Origin of the sequence: Fictibacillus sp. UD, from assembly GCF_043558025.1 — a bacterium.
Classification (GTDB): domain Bacteria; phylum Bacillota; class Bacilli; order Bacillales; family Fictibacillaceae; genus Fictibacillus.
Window position 1 is genome coordinate 39,367 of record NZ_JARUHH010000010.1, and the last position, 20,635, is coordinate 60,001.

At 41.3% G+C, this 20,635-nt stretch carries 19 protein-coding genes; 1 reads left to right on the forward strand and 18 read right to left on the reverse strand.

The window, feature by feature from the left end; all coding sequences use genetic code 11:
* Positions 1-24: 24 nt before the first annotated feature.
* The 8 genes from P8610_RS14855 to P8610_RS14890 form a co-directional block, all read right to left on the reverse strand.
* Positions 25-900, reverse strand: coding sequence for a LysR family transcriptional regulator (locus tag P8610_RS14855; RefSeq protein WP_394605045.1), 876 nt, complete (start codon positions 898-900; stop codon positions 25-27).
* Positions 901-970: 70 nt separating this feature from the next.
* Positions 971-1,354, reverse strand: a complete 384-nt coding sequence (locus P8610_RS14860; protein WP_394605046.1) for a putative quinol monooxygenase — start codon at positions 1,352-1,354, stop codon at positions 971-973.
* A 207-nt stretch (positions 1,355-1,561) separates the two neighbouring features.
* Positions 1,562-2,542: a zinc-binding dehydrogenase gene (locus P8610_RS14865; RefSeq protein ID WP_394605047.1), complete on the reverse strand. Its 981-nt coding sequence runs from the start codon at positions 2,540-2,542 to the stop codon at positions 1,562-1,564.
* Positions 2,543-2,628: 86 nt separating this feature from the next.
* Positions 2,629-3,291 carry a type 1 glutamine amidotransferase domain-containing protein gene (locus P8610_RS14870; protein WP_394605048.1) on the reverse strand — a complete coding sequence of 221 codons (663 nt, stop codon included), beginning with the start codon at positions 3,289-3,291 and terminating at the stop codon, positions 2,629-2,631.
* 371 nt (positions 3,292-3,662) lie between these two features.
* Positions 3,663-4,490, reverse strand: a complete 828-nt coding sequence (locus P8610_RS14875) for a carbohydrate ABC transporter permease (RefSeq protein WP_066240055.1) — start codon at positions 4,488-4,490, stop codon at positions 3,663-3,665.
* 30 nt (positions 4,491-4,520) lie between these two features.
* Positions 4,521-5,849 carry a carbohydrate ABC transporter permease gene (locus tag P8610_RS14880; protein ID WP_394605091.1) on the reverse strand — a complete coding sequence of 443 codons (1,329 nt, stop codon included), beginning with the start codon at positions 5,847-5,849 and terminating at the stop codon, positions 4,521-4,523.
* Positions 5,850-6,011: 162 nt separating this feature from the next.
* Positions 6,012-7,316 carry an ABC transporter substrate-binding protein gene (locus tag P8610_RS14885; RefSeq protein ID WP_394605049.1) on the reverse strand — a complete coding sequence of 435 codons (1,305 nt, stop codon included), beginning with the start codon at positions 7,314-7,316 and terminating at the stop codon, positions 6,012-6,014.
* A 56-nt stretch (positions 7,317-7,372) separates the two neighbouring features.
* On the reverse strand, positions 7,373-8,359 hold the full coding sequence (locus P8610_RS14890) for a LacI family DNA-binding transcriptional regulator (RefSeq protein ID WP_394605050.1): 987 nt from the start codon (positions 8,357-8,359) through the stop codon (positions 7,373-7,375).
* Positions 8,360-8,568: 209 nt separating this feature from the next.
* Between P8610_RS14890 and P8610_RS14895 the strand changes: the two genes are divergently transcribed.
* Positions 8,569-9,291: an amino acid ABC transporter ATP-binding protein gene (locus tag P8610_RS14895; RefSeq protein WP_394605051.1), complete on the forward strand. Its 723-nt coding sequence runs from the start codon at positions 8,569-8,571 to the stop codon at positions 9,289-9,291.
* A 229-nt stretch (positions 9,292-9,520) separates the two neighbouring features.
* Here the strand turns inward: P8610_RS14895 and P8610_RS14900 are convergent, their stop codons facing one another.
* The 10 genes from P8610_RS14900 to hemE all read right to left on the reverse strand — a co-directional run bounded on the left by P8610_RS14900 (position 9,521) and on the right by hemE (position 20,627).
* On the reverse strand, positions 9,521-11,071 hold the full coding sequence (locus P8610_RS14900) for a glycine betaine ABC transporter substrate-binding protein (protein ID WP_394605052.1): 1,551 nt from the start codon (positions 11,069-11,071) through the stop codon (positions 9,521-9,523).
* Entirely contained in the window at positions 11,064-12,218 is a 1,155-nt protein-coding gene (locus P8610_RS14905) for an ABC transporter ATP-binding protein (RefSeq protein WP_394605053.1), read from the reverse strand. The genes P8610_RS14900 and P8610_RS14905 overlap by 8 nt, the downstream gene beginning before the upstream one ends.
* A 212-nt stretch (positions 12,219-12,430) precedes the next feature.
* Positions 12,431-12,568, reverse strand: a complete 138-nt coding sequence (locus P8610_RS14910) for a hypothetical protein (RefSeq protein ID WP_394605054.1) — start codon at positions 12,566-12,568, stop codon at positions 12,431-12,433.
* Positions 12,569-12,573: 5 nt separating this feature from the next.
* Positions 12,574-14,712: a YhgE/Pip family protein gene (locus tag P8610_RS14915; RefSeq protein WP_394605055.1), complete on the reverse strand. Its 2,139-nt coding sequence runs from the start codon at positions 14,710-14,712 to the stop codon at positions 12,574-12,576.
* A 156-nt stretch (positions 14,713-14,868) separates the two neighbouring features.
* Positions 14,869-15,438, reverse strand: coding sequence for a TetR/AcrR family transcriptional regulator (locus P8610_RS14920; protein WP_394605056.1), 570 nt, complete (start codon positions 15,436-15,438; stop codon positions 14,869-14,871).
* Positions 15,439-16,716, reverse strand: a complete 1,278-nt coding sequence (locus P8610_RS14925; RefSeq protein WP_394605057.1) for an ATP-binding protein — start codon at positions 16,714-16,716, stop codon at positions 15,439-15,441. It lies immediately after the preceding gene.
* An 89-nt stretch (positions 16,717-16,805) separates the two neighbouring features.
* Positions 16,806-17,012, reverse strand: a complete 207-nt coding sequence (locus P8610_RS14930; protein ID WP_394605058.1) for a hypothetical protein — start codon at positions 17,010-17,012, stop codon at positions 16,806-16,808.
* Positions 17,013-17,238: 226 nt separating this feature from the next.
* The gene (gene hemY / locus P8610_RS14935; RefSeq protein WP_394605059.1) at positions 17,239-18,645 is read right to left on the reverse strand and encodes a protoporphyrinogen oxidase; all 1,407 of its coding nucleotides are present in this window, start codon (positions 18,643-18,645) and stop codon (positions 17,239-17,241) included.
* A gap of 5 nt (positions 18,646-18,650) precedes the next feature.
* Positions 18,651-19,592, reverse strand: a complete 942-nt coding sequence (gene hemH / locus P8610_RS14940; RefSeq protein ID WP_394605060.1) for a ferrochelatase — start codon at positions 19,590-19,592, stop codon at positions 18,651-18,653.
* Between the two features lie 6 nt (positions 19,593-19,598).
* Positions 19,599-20,627 carry a uroporphyrinogen decarboxylase gene (gene hemE / locus P8610_RS14945; protein ID WP_394605092.1) on the reverse strand — a complete coding sequence of 343 codons (1,029 nt, stop codon included), beginning with the start codon at positions 20,625-20,627 and terminating at the stop codon, positions 19,599-19,601.
* Positions 20,628-20,635: the final 8 nt, after the last annotated feature.

The following is a 20,635-nucleotide window of genomic DNA, read 5'->3' on the forward strand; positions in this document are numbered from 1 at the left end:
TTACACAAAGGACTTCGCTTTACACTAGTTATTCCGCTTTAAGGCGTCTAATACTTTTTCCAAGATGGGGTTATTTTTATGATCTACTTTATATGCCGCATAGATCGTGTTCTCTGCCTTAAGTTCTGGGAACATTACTTTAACCTTATTCTCTTGAACCAATTTTTCTATTAAATAGGTTGGCAAGATGCTAATTCCCAGCCCATTTTCCACACCTTCTAAAATAGACCTTAAATCGGGAATAACGTGGCATGGCTGAAAATCGGGCCGCTTATTAAAATGTTCTCGCCAATACCTTCTAATGATTGGAAGTTCCAACCCGTAACTTAGCCACTTCTGACCGATCAGCCACTGTTCAATCTCTTCAACATTTTTCGCATCTGTTTCAAACTCAGGCGGCGCTGTTGCAACAAAAACTTCATCTTCAAGCTTTCGGTACTCGATCCCTTGATGCTGTGATTTTTGAGTAGTCAAAATCAGATCCACTTCATCATTTTCAAGCTTTTCTAGCAAAGTACCTGCCATTCCGAACTGAGCTAAAAAACGTATATTTAAACCTCTTACATTAGCAAGAGCACGTTTCGTAAAATATTCAGCAGGCGAGCCAATGCGAATCACTGGGGCAAGTCCTTTGCTAGATGAACTGTGAAGCATTTCAAGTGTCGTATTTTCTAAGTTCTCAATTAAAGGAACTATCTTGGTATACAGTTCTTTTCCCTTGTCTGTCGGTACCATTTTACGAGGAGCCCGAATAAACAAAGGTTCGCCAATTTCTGCTTCTAACGCAGCAAGATGCTGACTCATCGCAGGCTGAGTTAAAATTCTTGCTTTCGCTGCTGCAGAAACAGACCGGTGTTTATAAATGCTGATAAAACTTCGGTACCACTCAAAATCAATCATGAATCAATCCCCCCTTCCAGAAATCAAGAAAACAGCACCGCTCTAAATGCCGAACGGTGCAGAGCTTTCTCTATTGATTGATAACGTTTAAGCGATAAACTTCACGCTGTTCGATTAGTGTTTCAATGTTTTTCCGATAGTTGCTATAATGCTCAGATTCGATGTGCGATTTGAGTGCATCTTCATTAGCCCACGTTTCATAAAAAACGAAAGTCTTAGAGTCTTCGGTTGATTCGTGAAGCGTATAGTTGATGCATCCTTCTTCATTTTGAGATGCTTGTACAACTTTTACTAATTCTTCGCGCAAAGAAGCCTCATTACCTGGTTTTGCTTTTAATATGGCATTGATCGTAATAGACAAAATAATCACCCTTCCTATTTTGTAGTGGTTGATTTCCATTTCAGATGCTCGCTTTCCGCGGGGCGTGCGGTGAGCCACATTTGTATGTTTCACTCTTAAGTGTCTCACCTGCCCTCATTAAGGTTCCTTGCTCCTGCGTCTACAAGTAATTGCTACCGTAGTATGCTTCCTCGTCGCATGCCTTGCGAGAAGATTTTCATGTGGTAGGCACCCACCTTCCACTACAATCAACTTCTCAATGAAGTATTTCGAGGTCTCAATATAGCAACAATCTGTTAGAAACAACCTTCTAAAAGAAGACTAAACAATCTTACAAACAATCTTCCCCTTCACATGACGCTGTGAGAGCTTTTCGAGTGTTGCTGGAACTTCTTCTAATGAGATCACTTGCTCTAGCAGTGGCGAAACTTTCTTTTCAGCTACAAGCACTAAAAGTTCGTCTCCCATTTTGGCTAAGTCGCGTTCTGCCACTTCGTCATTGTTATGGTGAATCGCGTTCAACGCTACTTCATGGAATGAAATTACTCTGGTAAAAGGTTTTACGCGTGTGTAATCAGGAGCACCTGCGATGTGTGCAATATGTCCGTTGTATGCAATCAAGTCGAGTGATGCTGTTGCGTTATCTCGGCTTACTGTATCTAGAACTGCATCTACACCTCTGCCGTTCGTGAACTCCATTACTTTTGCCTTCACATTTTCTTCTTTGTAATCAATCACAAGGTCTGCTCCAAGTGAACGAACATACTCATGGTTGTGTGAAGAAGCAGTAGAGATAACCGTTTTTCCAGCATTCTTCGCAAGTTGAATCGCAAATCCTCCAACACCACCTGCACCTGCATGAATCAAGATCGTATCGATTGCAGACATTGGCAGTTTTCTAAAGAGTGCTTGATAAGCTGTGTATCCTGCAGTAGGAAGCGCCGCTGCATCTTCAAAAGAAAGAGAATCGGGAATACGGGAAATCGTATGTGCTGTTGTAACCCCAAATTCAGCATATGCACCTTTTTTGTTAAAATCTCCGTGGTACACAACGCGGTCTCCAATCTTCCAGTCCGTAACACCTTCTCCAATCTCATGAATGGTACCTGCAGCATCAAGCCCTAAAATGTGAGGATATGTCCAGTTTGGGTTACCGCCAGTTGCTGTTTTATAATCAACAGGGTTTAATCCCGCAGCATGGATTTTTACGACAACTTCCCCTTTACCGGCAGTTGGTGTTTCAATATCATCTATCTTCATTTCTTTCCATTGATTCTTGTCTTTTAAAAGTAATGCTTTCATTATCTATTCCCCTCTCAAATTTTCGTTCTCAATAAATAAAGCCTGCAAACCTTATTCTCTCTATAAAGGGTTGCAGGAATTCACATTTATGCTAGCTGCTTAAGAACTTCTTTCGCAACAGATATTGTAGATTGCGGATTTTGACCAGTAATTAAGTTTCCATCCACTTGCACATGGTTTGCCCAGTTTTCAGCGGCTACAAACTCAGCACCAAGTTCACGCATGCGCGTTTCTAATAAGAACGGCATGTATTGATCAAGTGTCGTTGCAACTTCTTCTGCATCTGTGAACGCAGTAACTGTCTTTCCTGCTACCAATGGTTTGCCATCAGAAAGTTTAACACCTACTAATCCAGCTGGACCATGGCATACTGCTGCAACTACTTTGTTTTGCTCATATAGATCACGAATCACTTCTTGAAGTTTTGTATTCTCTGGAAGGTCAAACATTGTTCCATGACCACCTGGCAAGAAGATTGCGTCAAATCCATCAACGTCTTTAATCTCATCTAGTTTTACTGTGTTTTCAAGATATTTTGCTGTATCTAAAATCTCTTGAGGCACTTCACCTTCAAGGCTGCGGTCATCTACTGGAGCTTTTCCCCCTTTAGGGCTTGCTACCGTAATTGTGTAACCCGCATTAGCGAACTCCACATACGCTTCACCAAACTCAGAAAGCCAAAGCCCTGTTGAGTGTTCATTGTTCATGTTATCAGCCGTAGTAACGACCATTAATATATGTTTAGACATTGTATAATTCCTCCTAAATTAAAGTAAGTTGCTTAACTAACAAAACTTATTGTATACCCTGATTTTCAATAATACAAATTAGAAAATATAGCATTTATTATAAATATTTTTATACCTAAGATTACTAATAAAGATTGTTGTTTTAAGGATGTTGTTCCATTCTCTTCTTTGATAAGTTGATTGAAGTGTAAGATGCGAGACTCCTGCGGGACAGGCTGGCGGGTGAGACACTTAAAGTGAAACATTACGAATGTGCCTCACCGCCTGCCCCGCGGAAAGCGAGCATCTGAAACGGAAATCAGCTACTGTCACAGCTGATATAATTCACAAACAAAAGCCCTCGCTATTTAAGCAAGGGCTCACATTACAAACTATTCTTTTACAGCGCCTGAAGTTAGTCCTGATACAATTCTGCGCTGGAACAGAAGAACCATGATGACGAGAGGAACGGTTACGATAACGGTCGCTGCTGTAACCTCTCCCCAAGGAATCGTAAACTGTCCTTCAAACATTGCGATCCCAACCGGAACTGTTTTAAACTCATCATCTGTATTAATCGTTAACGCAAACAGAAACTCGTTCCATGCTGAGATAAATACAAGAATCGCTGTTGTAAAAATCCCCGGAAGCGCTAGCGGCAGAATAACACGCCAGTAGGTTTGCATTAGTGACGCTCCATCGATCTTCGCTGCTTCCTCAAGATCAAACGGAATCTTGCGGAAGAACGTAACAAGAAGCCAGATGGACAATGGCAGTGTAAACGTCGTATACGGAATGATCAAACCAAGGTAGCTGTTTGTTAAACCAAGGTTTTTCAATACGATATAGATCGGCGAAATGGTCGCGATCTGCGGAAACATCGATACAGACAGCACCAATCCAAGAATGACTGTTTTTCCTTTAAAGTTTAAACGTGCAATCGCATAAGCCGCAAAGCTCGCTACAAGAACAGCGTAAACCGTTGTAATCGTGGAGACGACCAAGCTGTTCCATAAATACTTTAAGAATGGATAGTTTACAAATACCGATTCGTAGTTTTCAAGCGTCATATTATCTGTAAACGGGATGAACGCACGATCACCAAACAACTCGGCAACCGGTTTAATCGAACTTGCCAGTACCCATAAAAACGGAAACATGACAAGGAAGACAAACAATGCTAGAAATACGTAAAACATTGGGCCTGCTTTTTTGTTCATTTCCTATTCACTCCTTTATCTGTTCCGTTTTTATTTATCATTCAAAAGGTCGCGGCCTAAGAACTTAATGTAGATCATAGAGATGATCGCCACACAGACAAACACGATAACCGAGAGCGCCGAACCTTCACCAAAATTCGTTTGTGCGAACATCACTTTATAAGCAAGTATGGAGATGGTTTCCGTAGAGTTGGCTGGCCCCCCTCCAGTTAAAACATAGATTAAGTCGAATACTCGGAATGCATCCAGTGTACGGAATAACAATGCGACTAGAATGCTTGATTTTAATAAAGGCAGCGTGATCTTTAAAAACTGCTTCCACTTACTCGCGCCATCAATCGCTGCTGCTTCATACAAAGAACTCGGTATCGTCTGCAGCCCTGCTAATAGCAAGAGGGCCATATAAGGTGTCGTTTTCCATACGTCTGCGAATATTACGGCAAACATAGCGCCAGTGCTGGTTGTCAGCATATCTGTCATTTGATCAAACAGCCCGATCTCAGCAAAGGTTTTTGCCACAATTCCGTTCTGTCCGTCATATAAGTACTTCCACATGAAGGCTGAAACGGCTGTCGGGATCGCCCAAGGAATGAGAATCGTCGCACGAACTAAACCTCTGCCAAAGAAAGCCTTGTTGATAAGCAGTGCAATAGCTAATCCAATAACGAGCTCTGCAAAAACTGAGATTAGCGTAAAGACGGTCGTATTTTGGATCGCCTTCCACATACGGCTATCTGTTAAATTTTCTTTGTAGTGCTTCAAACCGATAAAGTTAGGCGTAATCACAGAGTCTTCTAATGATGAAGATAAACCGATCAAGTCTTCAGAATTTTTCAGTTCACCCTTTAAATCTCGAATCGAGTCTGTTGAATCATTAACAGCCTTCTCAAGGTCTAAAGCCACTTCTTTATTCAAATCTGAAACCGCAAGCTCTTCGCTGATCGGTTCCATTACCGTTAGCTTCTCGTCTACCTGATCATATTTACTCTTAAGCTCACTGTCTGCTATTAATTCAGCATCCACTTTTTCTAGATTTGCTTTTATTTTCTCAAGCTCTGACTTTGTTTTGCCAGAGGCTGTATCCATCTCATCTTCTAACGTACTAATCAAAAATGGATAGTTATCCAAATAAGTCTGCAAGTTCACTTTATAAGAAACATAGGCTTCGGATTTGGCTGGATTATTCAGCCGCAAATCAAACATACTGTAATAAAAAGATTGAAAAACGGGCCATATCGCAATAATTAAAATTAAAATCATAGATGGTGCGATCAGCATATAGCCGATGGAACGGTCAGAGCGTTTTTTCTTCTTCTGAGGCTTTGTCTTCGGTGCGATAGGCTTTTGGTTGTTAGGCATTAAATCTGGTTTCAAAAGTGTCAGCTCCTTACTATTCGAATGCAATCGACGGACGGGCGCTGTAACGTCCATCCATTTCACTCTTTGTGGAATCGATACCAGTTATAAAGATAAGGGGAGCCTTTCCTACAGAAAGGCATACCCCCGATTCATTTACTTTCCTTACTTTACAAGCTTTTCTGAAATCTCTTTTTGCATGTTCTTCGCTGCTTGTTCAGGTGTGATCTTTTTCGCTACAGCCTGAGAAACTTGAACTTGGATGATGTCAGAGATCTCTGGGTAGTTTGGTGCTACCGGACGAGATACTGCTGCTTCAAGAGCTTTTACAAATCCTTCATCTTTGTAGTAAGGGTTTGCATCTAAAATCTCTTGATCTTCATACAGTGAAAGAATCGTTGGAGCATGTCCGCCTTTGATCGCGTCGATCTTCTGTCCTTCTTTACCAGCCATGAAGCTCAAGAACTTCCAAGCTTCTTCTGGGTGTTTCGTGTTTTTGTTGATACCAGCCATCCAGCCGCCAAGTGCTGCTGCAGAACCTGCATCACCAGCTGGAAGTGGAGCTACTCCTACTTTACCTACGATTTTAGATTGCTTCTCATCGTTTGCTAGTGCGAATTGGTACGGCCAGTTACGGATCAGACCAGCTTGTCCATTAATGAATGCTGTATGAGACTCAGGCTCAGCAAACGTTGTGATGTTTTGCGGTACAACATCAGAGTTTACAACTTCGACTAGTTTAGAGATCCCTTTGATCGCTTCTGGTGAGTCTACTTTTACTTCACCGTTTTCGTCGATGATTTCTCCACCGTATGATGCGATAAATTCAACCGCATTACATACAAGGCCTTCATATTGCTTCGCTTGCATCAAGTAGCCGAACTGAGTTCCGCCTTGGCCTTTCGTTTCTTTCGCTTTTGCTAAAAGCTCATCCCACGTTTTCGGAACTGAACCTTCGTCAACTAAGTCAGTGCGGTAGAAAAGCATACCTGCATCAATAAATTTAGGCAGCGCCCATTGCTTGCCTTTAAATTTAGCAGCACTGATTGCTCCTTGGTTATAATCGTCTGGATTGATTCCGTCTTTTTCCATAAAACGGTCAAGCGGCATCAAGAATCCTGCTTGTGCAAATTCAGCCGGCCAGATAACGTCTAGATCAATAACATCGATCTCATCAGAATTTGCGTTGAATGCCGTTACATAAGCATCATGCTGTTTTCCTGTATCTGCAGGCATTTCTTTAAACTTCACGTCAATGTTAGGGTATTTCTTTTCAAAAGCTTCCACCATTGCTGTTGTCCCTTGTGTATCATCCTTACCACGTGCATAAACGATTGTTACTTTTTCGTCTTTATCGCCGCCGGAGTTATTGTTGCTGCTGCCTTCTTCTTTATCCGAACAAGCTGCAAGTACAAGTGACAGCGCTAGTGAAGTAGAAATTACTTTTGAGATTTTCTTAAGCTTTTTCATTGTATTTCCCCCAAATCTCCTGTTTTGTAAACGATTACATTTCATCGAAAAAAATTTTAAGTTGAGGACCGCTTAATTAATTGAAAAGGCAGAATCACTTCTTTACGTCTCAGTGGTTTTTTCGCTTGAATGGCTTCAACCATCAAATTCATCGCCTGACGGGCGATGGTATCAATCGGCTGTTCGATCGTCGTCAAATCCATAAGTTCGGCTAAAGGCTGATTATCAAAACCGATTATAGCTAGATCTTCGGGTACTTTCCAGCCTGCATCGTATGCGGCTTTTGCAATACCCGCTGCCACTTCATCACTGCCCGTAAAAACAGCATGCGGTGGATCATCCAGCTTACTCAATTCTTTAAATGCAGCAAAACCGTCTTGAACACTATACGCATTGTAAAAGAACCACTCTTCCCTCATCGCGATGCCAGCGTCATCAAGAGCTTGCAAGAAACCGATCTTTCTGTCCTTCGAAATTCTGGAGCTTTTGTGGTTACCCGTACAATAACCAATTTTGGTGTAGCCTTGATCGATCAAATGCTTTGTTCCTAAGTAGCTTCCTTCGATCTGATTTAAGTACACAGAAGGTACTTGAGCCGTGTCCGAATACTCATTGCATACAACGATTGGACCGAACGATAAATAGGGTTCGAACTCACTCCAATCGTTCTCAATAGAAGTTAAGATCAGACCGTCTACTTGCTTCGTTTTTAAAAGCTCTAAGAAGTTACGCTCCTGTTCCTTTTTGTAACGGGTTTGGCACAAAATAAGCTGATACCCTTTTTTGGCTGCTTCCTTCTCCATCACTTCAACAAGGTGACTGAAAAATGGGTTCGTGATTCGAGGAACATAGACAGCGATTGTTTCTGTCTGTTGCCTCCTCAACCTTCTTGCCGATGAATTTGGCACGTAATTCAGTTCTTGCATCGCTTGTGTTACAAGCCGTTTTTTCTCCTCCGTCACATAAGGATGTTCATTAATCACCCTAGAAACGGTCGTGCGGGATAATCCTGCCTTTTTCGCCACATCTTGAATGGTTGCCATCAGATTCTCCTCTTAAAACAATTGTGGAATCGAATTCATGAAATCGTTTTCATAATCCGAGTATAGTTCACTGAATATTCACAGGTCAATCCTTTTTTTCAGAAAGTTTTGCATTTAAAGATTTCAAATAAAGCAGGAGATACACCGATTCAAACGAACTTATGATAAAATACATACACATTTTGTTGATCTTTGAAAGGAGCCGGACCATGATTAAAGTAAAAAATTTAAAAAAGTCCTTCGGTGATCTTGAGGTACTTAAGGACATCAATGCAGAAATTAAACCACAAGAAGTTGTTTGCGTGATCGGCCCTTCTGGCTCAGGTAAAAGTACATTTCTCCGCTGCATCAATAAACTCGAAGACATTACTGGTGGACAGGTGCTGGTTAACGGAACAGACATTACCGACCCGAAAACAAACATTAATAAAATCCGTGAAGATGTAGGAATGGTGTTTCAGCAATTTAATCTCTTTCCTCACAAAACGGTTCTTGAAAACGTAACGCTTGCACCACTTAAAGTGAAGAATGCAAATAAAGAAGCAGCACGAGACAAGGCATTAAAACTGCTTGCTAAAGTTGGACTCCAAGACAAAGCAAACGCATATCCCTCACAGCTGAGCGGCGGCCAAAAACAGCGTGTTGCCATTGCACGTGCACTTGCGATGGATCCAAAAATCATGCTGTTTGATGAACCAACATCCGCTTTAGATCCTGAAATGGTTGGTGAAGTGCTGGAGGTTATGAAAGACCTCGCTCGTGAAGGCATGACGATGATCGTTGTAACACATGAGATGGGCTTTGCCCGCGAAGTCGGTGACCGAGTGATTTTTATGGATGGCGGTTATATCGTCGAGGAGAACGTTCCGTCGGAGTTGTTCGGCAATGCCCAGCATGAACGTACGAAGTCATTTTTGAGTAAAGTACTATAGTTGGAAGCCGGCTCACTGGTTTTTAGGTGGGCTGGCTTTTATTTTGCAGTCTGTTCGGACGTAAGGTTCTTATAGCCAAAATGTCGAATGGCCTTTATTTTTGATTTTAGACTTAATTGGTTGATGTTTAGACTTAATTAGTTAGTATTTGGACTTAATCACCCCGAGCTTTGACTTCATTCCATATACCACAAAAAACTGGACCCCCTAAAGAGTCCAGTTTTCCACTTTATTTAATTAATCCTTTGCTTTTCAGGAAGTCTTGGGCTACTTTACGCGGATCTTCTTTATCAAGATCTACTTTTGCGTTCATTTCTGCCATGTCTTTTTCTGATATCTTTCCTTCAAGCTCATTAAGTACGCCTTCAAGCTTAGGATATTCCTTCAGTGTATCCTCTCTTACAATAGGAACCGCATAATAAGGCGGGAAGAATTTTTTATCGTCTTCCAACGTCTTTAAGTTAAAGCGGACGATTCTTCCATCTGTCGTATAAGCCGGAATGACATCCACTTTTCCTTCTTTTACAGCAGAGTACATTAAGTTCGGATCTAAGCTCTTTTTCGTTTGGAAGTTCAAACCGTATGTTTTTACAAATGGCGTGTAGCCATCTTCACGTTCGAAAAACTCAGTTGGACCTCCAAAAGAAAGCTGATTCGACTTTGGTGCTAATTCAGAAATTGTTTTAACATTTACCTGTTTCGCCGTCTTAGGATTCAGTGCTACAGCATACGTGTTCTCAAAACCAAGTGGCTTTGTCCATTTCAAGTTGTATTCCTTTGCATAACCTTTTTTTACAACCTCATAAATCTCGTCAGGCGTCATGCTAGGATCATATTTTTCTTTTAAAATCGTTAAATAACCTGTACCCGTATACTCTACGTATAGATCGATGTCACCTTTCTTAATCGCTTCCGTTAAGATTGGCGTTTCACCGATTGCTTCTTTAACAACGACAGGATAGTCTGTCTTATCTTTCACATATTCAGAAATCAAATAAGGAAGGATATATTGCTCTGTCCACTTCTTACCTGTGATCACGATAGCATCCTCATCACCACCGCGCAGTGCAAAGAAAAGAACAAGCGCCGCGATGGGCACACCAAGAAGTACAGGCAGTTTCCATGAACCGCGCTTCTTTGATGCCTTTGGCTCTGTTGCTAATTCAATCCGTCGAAGGATAAAGTCAAATACAATAGCAAGTAAAGCTGCTGGAATAGCTCCTGCTAATACAAGCTCATTTCGTGTCGTGGAAAGCCCTCTGTAGATGAGATCTCCAAGTCCACCAGCTCCAATAAACGCTGCTAGTGTAGCAACACCAATCGTCAATACTGTTGCCGTTCTTAGACCTGCCATGATAATAGGCAAAGCGAGCGGAAGTTCAATCATGCGTAAAATCTGAGAATTCGTCATCCCCATCCCTTTACCTGCTTCAACGGCAGATTTATCAACACCCGTAATCCCTGTGTATGTGTTTCTTAAAATTGGCAGTAGTGCGTAAACCGTTAGAGCAATAATTGCCGTCGTGCTGCCGATTCCGAATACAGGGAGCAAAAATCCGAATAGTGCTAAACTCGGTATCGTTTGAAAGATTGCTGTAACTCCGATAACTGGTTCAGCTACACGCTTGCGTCTTGAAATAAATATCCCCAGCGGGACTGCAATTGCTGCAGCGATAAGAATCGATACGAGCGATAAAAATAAGTGCTGCTGAAGTCCTGTTAAAATTTCAGGCCATCTGTTGATGAATGTATCTTTCATGGTTACAAAGAAATTATTCAATTCCCGCACCTCCCTCGACAGGTTTTTGTGCGGAAATGTTCAGGCCAGCAAGTCCACGCATCATTGAAGCTCTCGTAATCAATCCCACTAGCTTTTCATTTTCTAATACTGGAATCATGTGGACACCGTTCGTTGCGAAAATCTCAGCGACTTCAGTGTATGTGGCAGATACATCAACCGAAATGATATCTTTATCCATAAGGTCGCCGACTGTTTTTTCTTCTTCAGGAAAATGCTGCTCAATTTTCTCTAGCGTCGTAATCCCAAGAAGTTTATTTTGCTGATCTGTAATCAAAAGACTGTCTACACCATATCGTTTCATCATCTTTAATGCTTCTGCGAGCCCTCTTGTTACTCTTGCAGTAACCGGATTCGGTCTCATTAAATCCACGGCTTCAGGCATTGATGCATCTTCTGCAGACAATCGATTTTCTCCAATAAACCCTTTAACAAAGTCGTTTGCAGGATAACGCAATATTCTTTCTGGTGTATCAAATTGAATGATCTCACCTTTATTTAAAATTGCGATTCTGTCAGCAATCTTAATAGCCTCATCCATATCGTGTGTTACGAATACGATTGTTTTCTTAATCTTATCCTGCAGCTTAACAAGCTCCTCTTGCAGCTGTTCACGGCTGATCGGATCAAGCGCTGAGAATGGTTCATCCATTAAGATGATTGGGGGCTCAGCAGCTAGAGCACGAATAACGCCGATACGCTGCTGTTGACCGCCGCTTAGCTCAGAAGGATAACGTTTTCTGAAAGTCTTAGGATCTAAGCCTACTAAATCAAGCAATTCATCTACTCTGCCATCATATTTTTCTTTTTCCCACCCTTTTAAACGCGGGACAAGCGAAATGTTGTCTTCAATCGTCATGTGAGGCAGAAGCCCAATCTGCTGGATCACGTATCCAATATTCCTTCTCAGCTCAACGGGGTTTCGGTTTGCAATATCTTCTCCATCAATTATAATCGTTCCTTTTGATGGCTCGATTAAACGGTTTATCATTCTCATGGTTGTTGTTTTACCACAACCACTAGGCCCAATTAACGCGACTAACTCCCCTTGTTTAATTTGAAAGTCGATGTTTTTCAAGGCCTCAAAACCGTCAGGGAACGTTTTCCCTACGTTTTTGAAAGTAATCAAGTGTGTTTCTCTCCTTTATGTCATATGTAAAATAAGCTGCATCCATTAGAATGTCCAATTATTATCTTTCCCTTGCTTGCTAACTTGAAAACGTCTTTTTAAAGTATCAGTTTAAAGTTTAGTAGCAGTTTAGTATTTCCGTTGGGGAGAATAGCGCTTTGGCAAACCTTAATTCTTATTCTTGGGAATCGCTCGTAAAAGTCTGGAATCGCTCATAAAAGTCTGGAATCGCTCATAAAAGTCTGGAATCGCTCATAAAAGTCTGGAATCGCTCGTCCACCGTGCTTATCAGCTGCTGGACGAGCACAAAAAAACACCTGAAGGATACCAATCCCTTCAGGTGTTCTCATACTATTTATGCTGCTGCTACTTCTTCCGTGTCGTCCTTTTTTCTAATCTGTTTTGCAAAGTAGATCCATGTTCCAACCATACAAAGTGCCATAAACCCTACTAGAACCCATAGGTTGAAGATGAAGCTGCTCATATCTCCACTTGAGATCACCGCTTTAAAGCCTGCAACCGAATATGTCATTGGAAGCCAAATGTTAAAGCCTTGAAGACCGTTCGGAATCAGTTCAAGCGGGAATGTTCCTGCGCTCGTTGTAAGTTGAAGAATCAAGATAATGATCGCTACAAATCGTCCTGGGTCACCTAGTACAGTAACTAGCAATTGTACGAGAGCTAAGAACGTCAAACTAGTAATGATACTAAGTCCGAAAAATGCTCCTAAGTTACTTACTTCAATGTCCAGTCCGTATAACAATACAGCATCGGCAATGAGTGCTTGAACAACACCCACTACTGCTAAGAAAGTAAACTTACCAGCGAACCAGCTGAATCCTGAACGCGGTTCTCCTGCTTTATCACGTAATGGGAATACGATCGACATTAACAATGCCCCTACGAAAAGCCCTAGCGATAAGAAATATGGAGCAAAACCTGTTCCATAGTTAGGAACATCAGAGAAGGTTTTTGTTTTTACAGATACAGGGTTTGCAATTCTTTCAAACATTTCACTGTCTGGGTCAAGTTCTCCAGTTTTGTCTGCTGCTTCACTAAGTGAAGACGATAGCTTGCCGCTTCCATCAAGAAGTTTTTGTTCACCGTTGTGAATCTCTTTCACGTGACCTGTAACCTCTTGCCATCCCGATGAAACCGTTGACGTTCCATCTGCAATCTTTCCGCTGGCAGCCAACAACTGTTGTGAACCAGAAGCTAATTCTCCTAGCTTGGATTGAAATGTTTGAGTGCCTTCATTTACTTTTGCTTGACCGCTCGCAAGCTGATCAACTCCACCAACCAATTTAAGCTGCCCGATATGAAGCTGATCTGCTCCTTGTGCCACAGCTGTTTGTGAATCACTCAGTTTTTTAGCACCTGCTGAAAGTTCGTTAGCACCTCCAGCAATCTTGCCTGTTGCTGCGGTTAGACCATCTAATCCTTTATTAATTTCATTGCTTGCCGCTGCAAGCTGTTTTAAAGAAGCAGCAACCTGTTCATCTGACATGTTTTCTTGGTTTTGAATCAATGCTTTAATTTGTTGTTCTAGTTGTTTTGATCCTGCTGTGGCTTTTTGCGCGCCTGCATTCCATTCGTTCACAGAACCCGCAAGCGTACTCGCGCCATTCGAAAATTTAGCGGCACCGCCTTGCAATGCAAGACTGCCGTCCTTGATTTTTTCAGATCCTGCAGTCGCCTGACTAAGTCCACTCTTTAAAGCTTGTGCGCCATTACTCAGCTGACCTTGACCTGCTGCAAGCTGTTTATGAGCAGCTAAAAGTTTATCTACTCCGTTATCAAACTCAGTCATTTTTGATTGAAAAGTCGCTGCACCATTTTTAAGTTCATTGATCTTTGGTGTTTTCTCTTCCATACCCGCTGCAAGTTCGCCGCTTCCAGACGAAGCTTTCTTCAGACCATCAGTTATTTGATTCGAACCGTCTGCAGCTTCCTCTAAACCGCCGGCTAACTGCTCGACTTGATCAAACATCACCTCAGCATATGTTTTGGTGAGTTCGTTGGATAAGCTTTCTTTCATCTTATCAACGGCAGTTCCACCAATTTGCGCTGCTAGAAAGTTAAATCCTGCGTTCGGTGTATAGATAATTTCAGGCTTTTTATTCGAACTGCCTGATAATGATGTTGCTTCTTCAGAAAAGTTTTCTGGTATCTCGATCATCATGTAATAATCATTATGTTCGAGTCCTTGTTTTGCTTTTTCTTCACTTACGAATTTCCACTTAAACTGAGGATTCTCTTTCAGCTTTTTAACAAACTCATCTCCAACAGCTAAGTTTTCTCCGTTATATTCATACCCCTCATCCTGATTGACTACGGCAACAGGCAGATCTTCCATCTTGTCATATGGATCCCAGAACGCCCATAGAAACATTCCGCTGTATAACACAGGTATAAAAAGAACGGCTAAGACAGGTACTGCGATTTTTCTGTTCGAAAACACCGCTCTAAATTGAGCTCCGATACTTTTTAGCACTATTTTTCACTCCTCCTAAATACTAAATGACTATATCAGTCATATGGTCATTTTACTTCAAAAAAAGAGAACTCTTACGTTCCGCTTTTAGAAAAATGACCGGAATTGAAATTTGGTCACGAGTAAATATATCACGTTTCATCTGCTTATGCAACACTAGGACTTTCTTAATCCATCCATCACAAACATCTCAAGTACTTCTAGCATTTTCTCCTTATGAAGAGCCTCATTATCACGCTCCCAATCAAAAATGAGAGCGATATAAAGTTTTACCATCATAAATGCCACAATATCTGTCGGACACTCTTTTATCTCACCTTTTTCGACCGCTTTATCGAGTTCCTTTTTAACAAAACTTAACACAGCCTTTTCTATCCTTTGCAGGGCTTCTGTTACGGGCGATGTATTTAACTCTTTAACTTCTTGTGAAAGTTTAACGGCTAACTGATGCGTTTTTCGAAACTCGATTACTTCATAAAGAGCATTGTGCAGATTTTCATAAAAGGGGCGTTCTTCTTTAATTGCAGCAGATGCCGCCAATTTTGTTTCTTTTACCAAGTTCGTAATAATTTCAGAAAACAGTTCTTCTTTATTAGAGAAAAAAGTATAGATTGTTCCTTTTCCAACGTTAGCAATCTTCGCGATCTGGTCTACCGTACTTGCTTTGTAACCAAACATAGAAAAAGAGCGCTCTGCTGCATCTAATATACTTTTTCTTCGATCCATTTATTCTACCCCCTCATCAACCAATGAACTTGATTTCATACATAGCGGCAATGTTAACAGTACACGCGTTCCTTCGTTAAGTGCACTTTCATAGCGAAGTTTGCCACCCATATCTTGAATCAATTTGTACGTTACCATCATGCCAAGACCGGTACCTTTTGCTTTTGTCGTGTAAAAAGGGAGTCCGATCTGTTCAAGTTCCTCTTCTGTCATACCTTTACCATTGTCTTCAATCGCAATCGTAATATTCTTTTTTGTAACTTTATAAGGATAGAGATGAATCGTACCACCCTCTTCAATCGCTTCAACACCGTTTTTTATAATATTGATTAAGCCTTGCTTCAGCTTCGGTTCATCAATACAAACTTTGTAGTCGCCGATCTCACTGGCTGTTAGTTCCACATTATTAATCGAACCGTATGGGGCCGTAAGTGATATAACATCCTTTAAAACCTTTTCAAGCGTAATTCTTTCAAGCTTTGGAACATCAGGTTTAACCATAGACAAATAATCGGTGATAATCTTGTTCGTTCTGTCCAGCTCTTCAATCAAAAGAGGAGAATGTTCTTTTAGTTTAGCATCTGTCGTTGTGCTCCCGAGAAACTGAATCATCCCTCTGATTGTTGTCATTGGATTTCTTACTTCATGTGCAATCGCAGCAGCCATCTGTCCTGCAACGGCAAGTTTATCTAAATAAACTGTTTCTTTTAACTGCATATTGATCTTAACCAGTCTTTCAATTAAAAAGATACAAGAAAAGAATGCGATCAGAAAACTTGAGAAATAGACCAAATAAAAATCGATCGTCAGAAAATCTAAATAAGTGTGGATGAACAACATATAAAACAACGTATAAACAATAGCAATATACATCGCAGAAATCCATCTTCGTTTGTCTTGATCAAAAAATCCATGATAGATCAAACAGATGACATAGGCCAAGAATATTAATACAACTCCAAGCCATACAAGATCCCCGCCCATAACGATTCTAGCCACAAGTACAATCAATGAACAAATTGCCCCCGGGAGCCAGCCTACATAAAGTGTCACAATCATAATCGGTACATTTCTTAGATCAAAATATGAATCTTGCAGAGTTTCAATAGGAAACAGCATACAAACCAGTGCTCCTGCTCCACTGATCAAACCAAAAATCACTTGGTTTTTATAACTTGGAATAACACCAGGATGAAGGGGAAAGAACATATTCAGAAGGTGTGTAAAGGAGAAAATGATTGCAATATTCACAAATAACGGTTCAATAAATGCCTGCATAATGCTCCCCTTCCCTTTTTTCTTTCTTCAGTATAGCAGAAACATTCTACAAGAAAATATAAAAAACGACAAACATATCCATTTGTCGTTTAATTCTTTATTAATTTAAATTGTTTACATACAATGATGATTTTGAAAGTAAGTTGATTTTCGCTCCAGGTGCTTCGCTTTCCGCGGGGCAGGCGGTGAGCCACTTTCGTACGTTTCACTCTTAAGTGTCTCACCTGTCCAGTTGCAGTGGCTAGCCCCTCGAGATCAAAAGCTAAATGGCTCAGAAGGCAAAGTGCGCCTTCCAATCCATTCACCTTTTGCTTGTCGGGGCTGAACGAGCCACTTCCACTTTTCGGACTGCCCGCCTGTCCCGCAGGAGTCTCACACCTTACGCTACAATCAACTTGCTTATGAAGAAAAGAAAACATTCTTAAAAGCGATAAGCCATAAGAAAAGAGCCTTTATTTATTTTTTGCATTTAAAGAAAGGATCTGCAATCTCAAAGAAATAAGCTGTTAAGAACATACAACCTTACCCCTTGAAAAGAGATTCCACAGCCATTTTAGCCGAGTTCACACAGTCTGGCAGGCCGACACCATCGTACGGTGCTCCCGCTAGTTTCACACCAGGAAGCTTTTCGTTAAACGTGCTGCGCAGCGTTTTTACGTAGTCTTTATGTCCAACCTCATATTGCGGCATTGAATCAATCATTCTGGAAACGTGATAAAACTTCGGACGCGCATCAACACCCATAATCTTTTTCAAGTCATTCAATACTTTTTCTAAAATAACTTCATCTGTTTCGTGAACAATATCCTGATCTTCGGCTCGGCCTACATAACAGCGAAGTACTACACTGCCTTGAGGTGTCGTATGCGGCCACTTCCTGCTCGTCCACGTACAAGCGGTAATAGAAGTCTTTTCACTTTTAGCAATAACAAAACCTGTACCATCTAAGGAGAAGTCCACATCTTCCTCATTAAAACTCATCGCGACCGTCGCAACAGAAGTAGGCTTTGTATCATGAAAACGTGCTGGGAAAAGAGATTCATCAAATATTTTTTTTGTGATTCCATAAGGAGTTGTCACAATTACATGATCACCGATAACCGATGAACCGTCTTCTAACTGCACTGAATACGTTCCATCTTTTAGACGCACAACATTCTGCACGTTAGCTCCTGTTTTAATGCGATCTTGAGGCAAGGTTTTTGACAGAGCTTCTATGAATGATGACAATCCGCCTTTAAGCGTTAAAAAAGCACCTTTTTTCTTTTGTGGAACTGATGTTTTCTGAATCTTAGGCTGAGACTTTTTCATACCTAAAATCAAACTTCTATGCTTCTTTTCTGTTTCCACGAATTGCGGAAAAGTAGATTGCAAACTGAGGCGGTCAATTCGTCCAGCATAGATGCCTGATAATAAAGGTTCAATCAGACGGTCAACCACTTCATCACCAAGGCGTCGTCTGAAGAAATGCCCCACTGAAATATCACAATCTGCATCACTTCGTTTAGGCAGGACAAGATCTAATCCCGCTCTTGCTTTTCCTGCTGCGGAAAAAAGCGGTGTAAACGCAAATGGCATTACTTTTGTCGGAATCCCCATCACAGCTCCTTCTGGAATCGGATGAAGCTTCATGTTATGCAAAATGTACGCCTGACCTGTTTCGTTCGACACAAGTTCATCAGCTAGACCCACATCATTAATGAGATCTGTCATAACTGTTTTTCTAGCAAGATAAGAATCCGGACCGCGTTCTAGAACATAGCCATCTTCTCTAATCGTATCGATTTTTCCGCCAAGACGTTCGCTTCCTTCAAGTAAAGTAAAGGTTAATGGCTTCCCTGTTTCATTAGCATATTTCTGAACATAAAAGGCAGCGGCTAAACCTGTTATGCCGCCGCCCAATATAATAACGTGCTTTCGCTCGCTCATATCTGTCACATTCTTTCTTTTGCTAGTGCGTTTTCAATTACCGTTGCCAAACAATCGATAAACTTAAGCTTTGCGTTCGGCATTTCAGGGCGATAATAGTTAACTCCTAACTCATCCGTGACTACTTTACACTCATAGTCATTGTCATATAAAACTTCTAAATGATCAGCAACAAAACCTACTGGACAATAGATAAAATGCTTATAGCCATGCTCGTTAAAAAGATCTCTCGTTAAATCCTGAACGTCTGGTCCGATCCACGGTTCAGGTGTGTTCCCCGCACTCTGCCAACCGATCGTATAGTGAGGAACATCCGCTTCTTTCGCAATGAGATCAGCTGTTTCCTGAAGCTGCGCCGGATACGGATCTCCCATTTGAAGAATCTTTTCTGGAAGACTATGAGCAGAGAAGATCACAACAGTTTTGTCATGCTCATTTTCAGGAATTGTATTAAACGTTTGTTTAATGCCGTCTGCCCAATATTGAACATATTTTGGTTCGTCATACCAGCTATCAATGGTTACAAATGACGGACCGCCAATTTTCGCAGACTCTTCTACCGCACGTCCGTTGTATGACTTTACACTGAACGTTGAATAGTGAGGAGCAAGAACTAAAGTCACTGCTTCTTCAACACCATCTTCTTTCATCTGGTGCACAGCATCTTCAATAAATGGATCAATATGCTTCAATCCAAGATAGCTCTTAAACTCGCGGTCAGAAAAGCGGCGGTTCACTTCTTCTTCAATTCTCTGAGCTTGCTCTTCTGTAATCTTAGCAAGCGGTGAAATCCCGCCGATCTGCTCGTATCGTTCAGTTAGTTCTTGGAGCTGTTCAGGAGATGGCTTACGTCCTCGTCTTATATGTGTGTAATAGCTCTCTACTTCATCAAGACTTCTTGGCGTGCCGTACGCCATCACGAGTATTCCTGTTTTTTTATTACTCACTCTTCATCACCCTAGTTTATTAGACGTATATTCATGGACAAAGGTGGTCAGTTGTTTTAATGTCGCAATGTTTACTTCTGGGAAGATACCCTTACCCACATTGAAGATAAATCCTGGTTCTTCCATACCTTCATCCAAAATTTCTTTCGTACGTGCTTCAATTACTTCCCACGGTGCCAATAGAATAGAAGGATCCAAGTTTCCTTGAAGCGCCTTCGTAACACCCATCTGACGAGCCTCTCTTGGTGATAGTCTCCAGTCGAGTCCGATCACATCAATCGGAAGCTCGTTCCACTCCATTACTAAATGGCGAGCGCCTGTTCCATAAAGAATTAAAGGCACTCCTTCTCCTCGAAGTTCGGAGAAGATTCTATCCATAACAGGCATGATGTATTTTGCGTAATCCTGTGCATTCAACGCACCTACCCATGAATCGAAAATCTGGAAAGCTTGTGCGCCAGCAGCGATTTGTGCTTTTGCATATGCAATCGTCATATCGCCAAGCTTGTCCATCAGCATGAACCAGCTTTCAGGATCTGAGTACATCAGCTGCTTAGTTTTATGATAATCGCGTGAAGGTCCTCCTTCAACCATATAGCTCGCAAGTGTAAAAGGAGCACCTGCAAACGTAATAAGAGGCACTTCTAACTGCTGACGTAAAATCTTAATTGTATCCAAAACATATGGTACGTCTTTTTCAGGGTTGATCGTTCCTAAACGTTCCACGTCTTCACGTGTTCGAACAGGCTTATCAATCACTGGTCCAATTCCTGATTTGATCTCTACATCCACGCCAATTGCAGGAACAGGAGACATAATATCTTTGTAAAGAATGGCAGCATCCACTCCATGCTGATCTACAGGGAGCTTCGTAACGCCAGCGCATATCTCTGGTCTATGTGTGATTTCAAATAGTGAATACTTCTCTTTCAATTTACGGTACTCTGGCTGGGAACGGCCCGCCTGTCTCATGTACCATACAGGAATATGTGAATTTTTCTCCTTACGACACGCTTTTAAAAACTCTTCATTCATTGTCAAAA